This window comes from Cypionkella sp., from assembly GCF_030652235.1.
Classification (GTDB): domain Bacteria; phylum Pseudomonadota; class Alphaproteobacteria; order Rhodobacterales; family Rhodobacteraceae; genus Cypionkella.
Genome location: NZ_JAUSBA010000041.1, coordinates 1 through 11,879, shown reverse-complemented (window position 1 = coordinate 11,879; position 11,879 = coordinate 1). Strand labels below are relative to the sequence as shown.

Annotated in this window: 13 protein-coding genes and 1 pseudogene; 4 read left to right on the top strand and 10 right to left on the bottom strand. The window is 59.5% G+C overall.

Annotated elements, in window-relative coordinates; genetic code table 11:
- The 3 genes and pseudogenes from Q7V03_RS13980 to Q7V03_RS13970 form a co-directional block, all read left to right on the top strand.
- Positions 1-191: hypothetical protein (locus Q7V03_RS13980; protein WP_304926207.1), on the top strand; the 191-nt coding region annotated here is incomplete at its 5' end.
- Positions 139-678 (top strand): annotated as a pseudogene (locus Q7V03_RS13975) (ABC transporter substrate-binding protein); the annotation flags it as partial. The gene Q7V03_RS13980 and the pseudogene Q7V03_RS13975, both read left to right, overlap by 53 nt.
- Positions 679-736: 58 nt before the next feature.
- The gene (locus Q7V03_RS13970) at positions 737-1,792 is read left to right on the top strand and encodes an iron ABC transporter permease (protein ID WP_304926206.1); all 1,056 of its coding nucleotides are present in this window, start codon (positions 737-739) and stop codon (positions 1,790-1,792) included.
- 2 nt (positions 1,793-1,794) lie between these two features.
- Here the strand turns inward: Q7V03_RS13970 and Q7V03_RS13965 are convergent, their stop codons facing one another.
- From Q7V03_RS13965 to Q7V03_RS13925, 9 genes are read right to left on the bottom strand one after another with little or no spacing between them, the layout of a single operon-like run.
- Complete coding sequence (locus Q7V03_RS13965) at positions 1,795-2,169, bottom strand: cupin domain-containing protein (protein WP_304926205.1); 375 nt, start codon at positions 2,167-2,169, stop codon at positions 1,795-1,797.
- A 12-nt stretch (positions 2,170-2,181) separates the two neighbouring features.
- Positions 2,182-3,804: an amidohydrolase gene (locus tag Q7V03_RS13960; protein WP_304926204.1), complete on the bottom strand. Its 1,623-nt coding sequence runs from the start codon at positions 3,802-3,804 to the stop codon at positions 2,182-2,184.
- A complete protein-coding gene (locus Q7V03_RS13955) occupies positions 3,797-4,003 on the bottom strand; it encodes a hypothetical protein (RefSeq protein ID WP_304926203.1) in 207 nt (68 codons plus the stop codon). Before Q7V03_RS13955 ends, Q7V03_RS13960 begins: the two co-directional genes overlap by 8 nt.
- Complete coding sequence (locus Q7V03_RS13950) at positions 3,996-4,835, bottom strand: ABC transporter permease subunit (protein ID WP_304926202.1); 840 nt, start codon at positions 4,833-4,835, stop codon at positions 3,996-3,998. The genes Q7V03_RS13955 and Q7V03_RS13950 overlap by 8 nt, the downstream gene beginning before the upstream one ends.
- Complete coding sequence (locus Q7V03_RS13945; protein ID WP_304926201.1) at positions 4,832-5,749, bottom strand: ABC transporter permease; 918 nt, start codon at positions 5,747-5,749, stop codon at positions 4,832-4,834. Before Q7V03_RS13945 ends, Q7V03_RS13950 begins: the two co-directional genes overlap by 4 nt.
- Positions 5,749-6,837 (bottom strand): ABC transporter ATP-binding protein, encoded by a 1,089-nt coding sequence (locus tag Q7V03_RS13940; protein ID WP_304926200.1) that lies wholly within the window; start codon positions 6,835-6,837, stop codon positions 5,749-5,751. Before Q7V03_RS13940 ends, Q7V03_RS13945 begins: the two co-directional genes overlap by 1 nt.
- 1 nt (position 6,838) lies before the next feature.
- The gene (locus Q7V03_RS13935) at positions 6,839-7,939 is read right to left on the bottom strand and encodes a polyamine ABC transporter substrate-binding protein (RefSeq protein WP_304926199.1); all 1,101 of its coding nucleotides are present in this window, start codon (positions 7,937-7,939) and stop codon (positions 6,839-6,841) included.
- Between the two features lie 34 nt (positions 7,940-7,973).
- Positions 7,974-9,191 carry an aromatic ring-hydroxylating dioxygenase subunit alpha gene (locus Q7V03_RS13930; RefSeq protein ID WP_304926198.1) on the bottom strand — a complete coding sequence of 406 codons (1,218 nt, stop codon included), beginning with the start codon at positions 9,189-9,191 and terminating at the stop codon, positions 7,974-7,976.
- Positions 9,188-10,348, bottom strand: coding sequence for an aromatic ring-hydroxylating dioxygenase subunit alpha (locus Q7V03_RS13925; RefSeq protein WP_304926197.1), 1,161 nt, complete (start codon positions 10,346-10,348; stop codon positions 9,188-9,190). Before Q7V03_RS13925 ends, Q7V03_RS13930 begins: the two co-directional genes overlap by 4 nt.
- 78 nt (positions 10,349-10,426) lie before the next feature.
- On the opposite strand from Q7V03_RS13925, the gene Q7V03_RS13920 reads away from it, so the two are divergent.
- Positions 10,427-11,068 (top strand): TetR/AcrR family transcriptional regulator, encoded by a 642-nt coding sequence (locus Q7V03_RS13920; protein ID WP_304926196.1) that lies wholly within the window; start codon positions 10,427-10,429, stop codon positions 11,066-11,068.
- Positions 11,069-11,162: 94 nt separating this feature from the next.
- Here Q7V03_RS13920 and Q7V03_RS13915 read toward each other — a convergent pair.
- On the bottom strand, positions 11,163-11,879 hold a 717-nt coding region (locus Q7V03_RS13915; protein WP_304926208.1), incomplete at its 5' end, for a hypothetical protein.

Below are 11,879 nucleotides of genomic sequence, written 5' to 3'. Positions count from 1 at the left end.
CCGCCCGCAGCTCCGCCGCCGTCAATTCCTTCCGCGTGACCTCGATTGCCATTCGATCCTCCCTGCCGTCGGAACAAGAGAATCAGAATCTGAACGCTTTGGGAATCCCCTCAGAGTCAGAAACAATGGCCGTTGGTATTAACCGAAAGCTGCATTTTCGTTGGTGCGAAGGCGAAAATCAGCATGGATGATATGTATAACGACATCCTGAACCTTGGCTTGATCTTCGGCGTAGAGGACAAGGCGAAAGCTCTGGTCACAGGCTACAAGGCGCGCTTGGCCGAGGTTACCTCAGGCGTCGACCTCGCCAACCCGCTGCGGGTTTTCGTCTATGACAGCGGCGAGGATACCCCGTTCACCGCAGGCAAATACGCCATGCCCACCGCGCTGATTGAAGCCGCTGGGGGCGTCAACATCATGGATGATCTGGATAAAAGCTGGGCCACTGTGGCGTGGGAGCCTGTGGTCGAGCGTAACCCGCAGGTCATCGTCATCGTTAATTATGGCGACGTCACCGCAGAACAGAAGATCGCGTTTATGAAGGGCAACCCGGCTTTCGCCAGCATCGACGCGGTGAAAAACAACCGCTTCGTCGTGCTGGAATATGTCGAGGCCACCCCCGGTCCGCGCAATATCAAAGCGGTGGAAAAGCTCGTCGCGGATTTCGCGGCGCAATAGCGATTTGCCACGCGCCGGGAAAAAACACTCGGCGCGAACGGCTTTGAAGGGCAGGACAATGGCTGATCTTACGCAAACCACCACCGCCACAAATGCGTGGCGTCTATCACGCCGCACCGTGTTTGTGCTGGTGGGCTTGGGCGCGTTGCTGCTGTCTATCCTGCTGGCCGTTTCCATCGGCGCTGTGCCGATCCCACTGTCCACCGTCTGGGGCGTGGCGATCAATCACCTCGCTCCCGACACCGTGCCCGTCACTTGGAGCCAAGGCCGTGAGGCCATCGTCTGGGACATCCGCTTTCCCCGCGCCATCCTCGCAGCATTGGTCGGTGCAGGTCTCGGCCTGACCGGGGCCGCGCTGCAAGCCGTCACCCGCAACCCGCTCGCCGACCCGCATTTGCTGGGCATCTCGTCGGGCGGCGCGTTCGGGGCCATCCTGGCATTGATGCACACCGGGATGTTTCTCGGCCTGCTAACCGTCCCGCTGCTGGCCTTTGCCGGGGCGCTCGCTGCCACTGCCCTCGTCCTCGGCATCGCCCAATTCGCCCGTGCCACCTCAGCCGACCGCCTCGTCTTAGCAGGTGTTGCCGTTAGCTTCATCATCATGGCGGGGGCGAACATATTGATCTTCCTCGGCGATCCCCGCGCCACCCACACCGTCGTGTTTTGGATGCTGGGCGGCCTTGGCCTTGCGCAATGGCCGCACCTGTTGGTCCCGCTGGCCGTGCTGATCCCCGCCGGCCTCTGGCTCTGGCACCGCGCGGCCGACCTGAACGCGATGAGCTTGGGCGACGAAACTGCAAGTTCCCTCGGCATCCCCATCGGCCGCTTTCGGCTGTCAGTCTTTGTTGCAGGCGCTTTGATCACCGGAGTCATGGTGGCCTTCTCCGGCATCATCGGCTTTGTCGGCCTGATGATGCCGCATTTGGTGCGCCTGATCGTCGGCGGCGACAACGCCCGCGTACTGCCGCTTTCCGCCCTGTTCGGCGCGATTTTCTTGACATGGGCCGACACCACCGCCCGCATCGTCATGGCCCCCGAGGATGTGCCGATTGGCATCGTCACGGGTCTTGTGGGCGGGCTGTTCTTCGTCTGGCTGATGGCGCGCCGAACGTAAGTCTACTCCAGTGGCGTTTCCGGCCCCGCGATATGCACCGCCAGCAGGCAGCCGTTCGGGGTATGCGAATTATGCTCGGTGCCGTCGCGGTAAAACACCAGATCGCCAGCGCGAAACACCGTGCCGTCACTTTCAATCAACTCGCCCTCAAGGATCAGGAACTGCTCATGCCCCATGTGGCGATGGCTGCGCGTCGTCATCCCCGCTGGCATCCGGTAGACGTGAAAGCCGGTGCCCAGCGGTAAATCCGTGTCATGCTGCAAGATCGCATCGCCCAGTGCTAGACCATCGGGGTAGACAAATTCCTCAAACTTCGCGGTGTGGATATTGGCAATCCGGCGGTCGCCCGCTTCCATCGGTTTCATAGTCAGTGTCATCTCAGCAGCCTTTCAGTTGAAAAAGTAGGGCGCGCGGTAAACTTCGCTGCCTTTGAACAGCGTCATCAGCACGCGCGTTTCAGCAATAGCATAGGGATGAACGCTAAAAATATCGCGATCCAGCACGATCAGATCGGCAGAATATCCCGGCTTCAACGCCCCGGTATAGTGCCCGCGCCAGCATGCCGCAGCGGCATAGGTGGTATAGCCCAAAACCGCCTCGGTCACCGTCAAGCGCTGATCCGGGAAGAACGGCTCCGCCACACCCCGCGCCCGTGGCGGTTCGCGCGTCACCGCCGTGCCGATGATCTCAAACGGGTTCAACGTCGTCACCGCCCAATCCGAGTTGATGCAATAGGGCGCACCCGCGTCGATCAGTGACCGGAACGCATAGGTCTGCGCCGCACGCGCCGCGCCGATCATCAGCATGGTTTCATCCGGGATGATCGGGTCATTGCAGGCCCACAAAGGCTGCAAATTCGCCATCACCCCCAACGCGGCGAAGCGCTTGAAATCGGCGGGGTCCACCACCTGACAATGCGCAATCTGGTGCAGCGAGGGCCAATCCCCATTCGCAGCCCGCGCCGCCGCAAATCCGTTCAGCGCCGCATGGGTGGCCGCATCGCCAATGCAATGCACATGAATCTGAAACCGTTCCGCATCCAGCGCGGTGAACAAAGCGTCGATCTGATCTTGCGGGAACATCAGCGGTGCATTGCCGCCCGCCGTATCAGCATAGGGTGCCAGCATCGCCGCCGTGCGGTTCTCCAGCCCGCCATCGAGGAAAAACTTCGCGGCGTTCAGGTGGAAATCTTGGCCGCCATGCGTCGCGCGCAGGCTGCGCAACCGGGACATCATCGTCTCGACCGTATCCGCTGCCGTCACCAGACAAGCCCCCGCCACCCGCAGCGTCAACGCATCGTGCTCAAGCGCCCCGCTGTAAATCCGCGCGTGATGATCGAGAATCCACGGATCAATCACCCCTGTGACGCCGTGCTTGTTGGCCAAAGCCTGCCCGGCCCGCAGCCCCTGCCGCCGCACATCGTCGCCCGTCTGCGGCAGCCGGGACGTCGCCCAGTTTATCGCCTCTTCATGCAGCATACCCGTCGCCACCCCACGCGCATCGCGCACGATATGGCCGTTCTGCGGGTCAGGCGTATCCGCCCCCACGCCGATCATCGCCAAAGCGGCCGAGTTCAAACAGGCGTTGTGAAAATTGCCATCGTAGATCAGGCAGGGCCGATCAGGCACCACCGCATCAAGACACTCCCGCGTCAGATTGTGGTCACCAAAGAAGCCGCACTGCCAGCCCGCACCCCAGATCATCGGACCGCTTTGCGATTTAGCATGATCTGTCATCACCGCCTGAATTTCTGCCAGCGTCACGCAATCATAAAGCTGTGCGGTTTCCATCAGATCGGTGCCGCCATTCAGCAGATGAATATGCGCGTCCTGAAACCCCGGCAACACGAGCCGCCCGCCAGCATCAATCCGCCGCGCGCCAGCCCGCGCGATGAGTTCCGCCGCATCGCCCAGCGCCACCACAAGCCCGTCACGCAGCAAGATGGCTTCTGCCATTGGACAGGCAGGGTCCATTGTGCGGATGCGGGCGTTGTAAATCAAAGTCTCAGTCATGGTGCTCCCCCGGCGGTACATCCAGCGCCCGCTCGCGCAGCAAGGCCAGCGGATCTTGGCAATCTAAAGGCGAGCATATCCGATAAACCTCCAGCGCTGCCTCTGAAATTACCCCCGCCTGATACAAAGTCATCGCTGCCGCATAGCGCTGCCGCCCCGATCCCGGCAGACCCAGCGGAATATGCACCCCTTCAGTCATTGTCACGATACGCCAAGCGCGCATCCGCATCGCGCCGCTTCTCGGATCGGTTCAACAGATACCCCGCCAACGCCACGCCCACGCCGACCACCAGCACCGTCAAAGTCGCCAAAGCATTGATATCCGGCGTCACCCCCAGCTTGACCTTCGACCAGATCAACAGCGGCAAGGTGGTGTTGCCCGGCCCGGTAGTGAAGGACGTAATTACAACATCGTCCAGCGAAATGGTAAACGCCAGCAGCCACCCCGACAGGATCGCCGGAAAGATCACCGGCAGCGTCACATCGAACAACACCGCCCAAGGCTTCGACCCCAAATCCATCGCGGCTTCCTCAATCGCCCGGTCGGCTTGTAGCATCCGCGACTGGATAATCGTCGTCACGAACACCATCGAAAAGGTGATATGCGCCAAAGTCACCGTGGCGAAGCCACGCGAAGACGGCCAACCGAGGAACTTCGCCATCAGAATGAACAGCATCAGGGACGAGATTCCCGTGATCACCTCGGGCATGATCAGCGGTGCCGTGACCAAGCCTGAGAATAAGGTCCGGCCCTTGAACCGCCGGAACCGCGCGAGGGTGATTCCCGCCATAGTGCCCAAAATGGTCGCCGCCGTGGCTGAGGTTACCGCGATCTTCAGCGACAACAACAATGCCGCGCCGACCTGCTTGTTCGACAAAAGCGACACATACCACTTCGTCGAAAACCCACCCCAGACCGTCGCCAACCGCGATCCGTTGAACGAATAAACCATCATCGACAGGATCGGGATGTAGAAGAACGCAAAGCCAAAGCACATCACGGTGATCAGGAAAACCGGGCGGCGTCTCATGGCTCCTCCCCCGCTTCGGCGCGTCCTTGATAATGCGTATACAGCATCATCGGCCCCACCATCAGCAACAGCAGCACAATCGCCACCGAAGCCGCCATTGGCCAGTCCGAGGCCGAGGAAAACTCATCCGCAATCACCCGCCCGATCATCGGGCTGGATGCATCACCCACCAATGTCGGAATAACCAACTCGCCCGCAGCCGGAATGAACACCAGCATCGCCCCCGCAATGATCCCCGGAATACTTTGCGGCAAGGTCACGTCCAGAAACACCCGGAACGGGCGCGAGCCAAGGTCCATCGCGGCTTCATCCAGCACGGGGTCAAGCCGCTCCAGATTGGCATACAAAGGCAGGATCATGAACGGCAGGTAGGTGTAGACCATCACCAGAACCACCGCGAAGTTGCTGTGCATCATCGGCACCGAAGTGATCGCCCAGCTTGCCGGGGTCAGCAGGTTATAGGCATCGGTCAGCAGGCCATTGAACCAAGAATTCTTGCCCATCAGCCCCATCCACGCATAAACCCGCAAAAGGAATGAGGTCCAGAACGGCAAAATAACCAGCATTAGCAATATGTTGCGCCAGCTTGCCGACACCCGTGTCAGCGCCAGCGACATCGGATAACCCAGCAACAGACACAACACCGTCGCCGTCGCCGCGTTGCTCAATGAGACCAGAAACGCCCGGAGATAGAGATCATCTTGGAACAGCCGCGCATAGCCGACAAAGCTGATCCACGGATGCTCGCCGCCATAGCCGAAAGGGGGCGCCGTGGGAGTGCGGCTGCCAAAGGAAATCGCCAACACCAGACAGAACGGGATGAAGAAAAACAGCAGCAGCCAGAGATAGGGCAGCCCAATGATCACGCCGCGATAGCCGCGGCCCTGTAGCCAATGCGCGATCCGGTTGCGCATCATTCCACCAGCAAAATTGCGGCGCTGGGCGCGAAACTGAGGTAAACTTGGTCGTCCCAATCGGGTCGTCCGCCCGAAGAACGCCCCGCATTGACCGAATGGACGGAGATCAACTCGCCCGACGGCAAGGTGATGCGATAAAGGCTGTCTTTGCCGAAATAGGCCAAATCCTTGACCTGCCCCGCAATCACATTCGCGCCCTCGGGTCTTGCCTGACTGATCACCAGTTTCTCAGGCCGCACCGCCAAAGTCACCTCTTGCCCAACGCTCAGCCCCGGCACCGACCGCGCCTGCACTTCCCCCTGAAACGCCGCCACCTGCACTGTCGCCACATCGCCCACCACAGCCGAAACCTTGGACGGAAAGGCGGTGATCGAGCCGATAAACCCCGCCACAAACTTTGAGTTCGGGTATTCGTACACCTCAGTCGGCGCGCCGACCTGCTTGACCCGCCCTTTGTCCATCACCGCGATCCGGTCGGAAAGCGTCATCGCTTCTTCCTGATCATGCGTCACGACGATGAAGGTCACGCCGGTGCGCTCCTGAATAGACATCAGCTCAAACTGGGTATGCTCGCGCAGCTTCTTGTCCAATGCCGCCAGAGGCTCATCCAGCAGCAACAGCTTCGGCTGCCGCGCCAAGGCCCGCGCCAAGGCCACCCTTTGCCGCTGCCCGCCAGAAATCTGATGCGGCTTGCGATGCCCGAACGGCGTCAACTGCACGAGTTCCAGCATCTCGGCCACCCGCGCTTTGCGCGTCGCTGCCGTCATATCTTCGTGCTTCAGCCCGTAGCCTACGTTCTTTTCAACACTCATATGCGGGAACAAGGCATAGCTTTGGAACATCATATGCACCGGGCGTTGCCATGGGGGAACGCCCGCCATATCCTGTCCGTCAATGAAAATGCTGCCTGCGCTGGGTTCTTCAAACCCCGCCAGCATCCGCAGTAACGTGGTTTTTCCACAGCCCGACCCGCCCAGAAGCGAGAAAATCTCGCCCTGTGCCACAGTCAGAGACACATCTTGTACGGCCTGAAACGTACCGAATTTCTTCGACACATTGTCGATACGGATGAACGGATCAGCCACCTTAACCCGCCTTGATCTCGGCCCAGATCCGAGTGATCTCGCGATCCTGCTCCTCGGATTGCGGCGCAGGCGTATAGAGGCGTTTCAAGGTTTCAGCATCAGGGTAAACCGCTGGGTCGCCGGTGATTGCCGGATCAACCAAGGCCGTCGCGGCTTGGTTGGCATTGGCATAGCCAGTGAAATTGGTGCAGGCCGCAATCACATCCGGGCGCAGCAGATAATCAATAAACTTATGTGCGCCTTCGACATTCGGTGCGTCTGTCGGGATGCACCAGTTGTCAAACCAAGCGGGCGCACCCGTTTTCGGCACGAAGTATTGCAGGTCAATCTTTATCCCCGCCTCAGCCGCCCGCGTTTTCGCCACGCCGTAGTCACCCGACCAAGTGTTCGCCATACAAATCTCGCCATTGGGCAATGTGTTCAGGTAGTTTGCATTGTCAAACGTGGAGACATATTGCCGGATCGGCGCCACCGCATCCGCCATCTTGCGATATTCCGGCGCGCGCGCAGTGCTGGCATCTAGCCCTAAATAGCTGAGCACCATGAAGCCAAAATCTGTCGGGCTATCCAGCAGGGAAATCCCGCAATCGGCCAGTTTAGCCGCGTTTTCGGGGTTCAGCAGCACTCCCATGTCCGACAAATCCACTCCGGGCAGCCGTTCCTTCACCATGTCCATGTTGAATGTAAAGCCGACCGAGCCCCACATATACGGCACGCCATATTGGTTGCCCGGATCAAAGCCTTCAACGATTTTCAAAATCGCCGGGTCCAGATTGGCCCAGTTGGTCAGCTTGGCGCGATCAGGCTTTTGGTACACCCCGGCGGTGATGAAACTTGCCAGCTTCAGGCTCGACATAATCACCACATCGTATCCCGTAGACCCCGCCAGCATCTTGGCCTGCATCTCTTCCGCCGAGGCGTAAAGGTCGTAAACCACCCCGACCCCGGTTTCCGTCTCAAAATCCGCCAGCGTCGTCTCGCCGATGTAATCCGACCAGTTGTAGACATTCACCGTCGTCGCCTGCGCCCAAGACGGACGGGCATAGGGCGCGGCCAAAGTGCCGGCAAGCAGTCCAAGCGCGTGGCGCCGTGTCAGTGTCATGGCCGTCTCCCTGATTTTATGGTTTTCATGCAGGTTAGCCCTGCGATTTTGACTGGCAAATCAATTCGTCATTGCGTGCCGCGATTTCCGCTTCCGGCGGGGCCACAGGCAAAGTCATCACCGGCATCAGCGCCCGCAGATTGTCATGGTGCCGCTTCAGCCCATACTCGAGGTCCGACAGATGAAAGCCCTCAAACGCGGTGGACAGCATCGATTCGTTCGACCAGATCGACAGTTGCTGATCTTCGGCCGAGGTATCGCGGTCAATCCGATACGCCAAATACCGCGCCGCACGCATACGCCGAGACTCATCAGGCTGGCAGTAAATCCGCCCCGTCACCCGAGTCTTGCCTGGTGAAATCGGGATTTCCTGATAAAACTGCACTGACTCGGGCGTGAAGGCGAACACAGCATTCGGAAACAGCCCGTAATAGGTCCAAGTGGTTTGTAGGTGCTCGGGCAGCCAGTGCTGCCGCTCAGTGATCGCCAGATACATCTTCACCGACCAGCGCCGCGCCGGGGCATCGCCAAAGCTGCCAATCGACACATTAAGCCCGCCATCCAGATGCAGATCGCGGTAGGTGCGGCCATAAAGATCCTGCAACGCCGGATGCGCCATCGGCACATGATAGCCCTCATTATCAACGTCGCGCACCGATTTCCAATTCACCGGCAGTTCCGTCGCCCAATGCGGCATGTCCAAGGGCTGTACGCCCTCACTACGATAGCCCGCGAAATCGGCGGCATAGGGCGCGAGCATTTCGGCCACCGCGGGCTGCGGCCCTGCGAAAAACCGGATGAAGATAAAGCCGTGGAAAACCTCCATCTCAATCGGCTTCAAGCCAAACTGCGTCCGATCCAAGCTACCAAAGCTGGAAGGCTGTGCCGCCCCGCGCAGCGACCCATCCAGATTATAAACCCAGCCATGAAACGGGCAGACCAGCGCGCCCTTGCAATGCCCCTTCTCGCCATTCACCACCCGTGCGCCACGATGGCGGCACAGGTTGTGAAACGCCCGTACCACGCCATCCTGACCCCGCATCACCACCGCGCGCTCGCCCAACAGGTCAAACGCCAGCCAATCGCCGGGGTTGGCCACATCATTGACATGCCCGACGACCTGCCAATGCGTCAGGAACAGCCGCTCACGCTCCAGCGCAAACATCGCCTCGGAATGATAGGTCCAGGCCGGAAGCCCGCGACGATCCCAATCATTCGGTATCGTCAGGCTGGCTGCATCATGCTGGGTCATCGGGCGACCTCCATTTCTTGTAAAAGCCATTGCTGAAAGCGGTGAATCTCATATTCCTCGGGCATCAACGTGCCACCGCGATAAGCGGGCGATAGCATCCCCCGCTGGTTCATCTCTGCCGCCTCGCCATCCTGCCGCAGCACGATCTTGGCAAATTCGGCGACCGCCGCCGCATCAAACCCCGGCTGCGCCATGGTTTCGGGCGAGAAATACCACTCCACCACCAACGCCGTCCTGAGCGGCCCCAGCGGCACGATCCGCACCGAGCGCACATGATCGACATGCGCCACCACATAAGCCGTCGGCCAGAACGTGACGAACTGATAGCCCGCCGCCCGCTCCGCTTCCGTCAGCCCCGCAAATACCGGCCCACACGCCGCCCCGTCAGCAGTCCAACTTTCCGCCCCCAGCTTCAGGTTCCCCGAAGGCACTTCCCCCGCCCAACCCACAGCCTCCGATGCCGCCATAATCCCCTGCCGATAGATCGGCACCAGATCGCACAATTCCAGGTGAATCCCCGGACAATGCAGACATTCCGAGTAGTTCTCCCAGAACACCTTCCAGTTACAGGCAATCTCGGTCCGCCAGACATGCCCCGTCACCAGCCCCTGCATCGGCCAATGCGCCAGCACATCCAAATCCACATCCGCCACCAGATCGCGCGGGGCCTCGCCCGTATTCAGAAACAAAAACCCAGCCCAAACCCGCCAAGCCACCGGCAACAAGCCATGCGCAGCCCGATCAAAATCCGCCGTCGGCACCGCATGACCCGTCGCCACCAACCGCCCGCTATCCGACGCATAGGCAAAGGCATGATAGGGGCAGCGGATCAGCTTGCCCAACGGCTGCACCGCCTCCCGACACAACTCCGACCCGCGATGCCGACAGGTATTGTGATACGCCGAAACGTCCCCCTCCGCCGCCCGGCACACGATCACGTCCGCCGCACCCACCTGCACCCGCCGCATCATACCGCGGCCAAAATCCTCCAGCCGCCCGACGCAAATCCAGTTCTGCGCGAACACCGTTGCCATCTCGCGCCCGTACCACTCCGCATCAGCATAGACCGCCGCCGGAAGCGTCGCAGGGCAGAACTCCAGACGTGGCGAAGGCAGAAGCGAGACCTGAGTCATGGCAAACCATTGCTGTTTCCGCATGCTCGCAAGATTCTGACTGGTCTGTCAATCAGAATATCTGTAGCATATCAAAAGCGGTATTTCAGCTAAGAAAGCGCCATGAACCACGCACCCACGATTCCCCCGCCACGCAAACTGTCGCGCGAAACCCGCCGCGCCCAAGTGATTGAGGCCACCATCGACGTGCTGGCCGAACAGGGCTACGCCCGCACCACCCTCACCGATGTGGCGCGCAAGGCAGGCATCTCGCATGGCTTGGTGAACTTCCATTTTCAGACCAAAGACGCGCTTCTGGCAGAAACCCTCGGCTATCTGTCCGACGAATACCGCCAAAATTGGGACGCCGCGCTAGAAGCCGCCGGACCATCCCCCGCCCATCAACTTGACGCCCTGATCCGCGCCGATTTCGTCCCCGCCGTCTGCACCCCAGCCCGCCTGTCCGCATGGTTGTCGTTCTGGGGCGAGGCGCAATCCCGCCCGCTCTACCAAGACAAATGTGGCGACAATGACCGGCTCTACATCACCAAACTGGAGGACATCTGCACAGCCTTGCTGGCCGAAGGCCGCTACCCCGGCGACCCCATTCTGATCTCGCGCGTCCTGCGCGTCACGACCGAAGGCGTCTGGGTCGACATGATCTCCACCCGCGAGCCCTACTCTGCAACCGAGGCGCTGCAAACCGTCCACGCCGCCGCCATGGCGTTCTTTCCGCGGCATTTCGGGGCGGAGGGGTTGTTGTAGGGGACATATGACATCGGGCCGAGGATAAGAAAATGACCGTCGATTTAAGCGATATGGCTGAACGCGCTGACTGAGAAAATACCAAGGATTGCGCTTAAATTCTGAAGACGTCCACCCAGTCTTTCTGGATTTGGGAAGGAATCCTCTTGGGCTCTCCCGGCGATCCATATTCCTCAAACTGCTTGCCGATTTCACTCCTCCACGACGGAAAATCTTTGTTCTCTGCCACTGAATCTGATCCACAAGTATATAGAATGGTTACTAACCAAAATGTTAAGTTATGATCGTAGAGCGTGTTGTAATCATCTTGAATCCGTTCTGTGGTTTTGGCTTTCGATGCTCCAAGAAATCCACGAATCTCGTCAACAGAGGCGTTTGAAAAGATGAGTTTCTTATGAAGCCTTGGATCCACAACGGAACTCACGAGAAGAACGCAGAGTATGTCGGTCCAACCGCCGAGCCAGTTCTTCTCAAAGACCACTTTTGGAAGGAGTGCAATTTGTGAAAATACTTTTCCTACATCTCTGAGTGAGACCTCGTTTTGTGCCGCAACATACGACACTAATCTGGCACAACGACTTGACAGCTTTTCTGGTAACTTCATGTCAGCAATCAACTGAGCAGAATACCGCGCAATAGAAGTTTCATTGCCGCGTGATCCTATGGTGCGTGGGTAATCCCCCCATTTTTGACGGGGTGCATTTGTAGAACTTAGGCGGCCGTTTTCAGTTTCTGGGCGGGTGTGATGCCGCCTATGCCCATGTTCGGGCGGTCGTTGTTGTAAGTCCATAGCCATTGTGTGGCGAAGTCC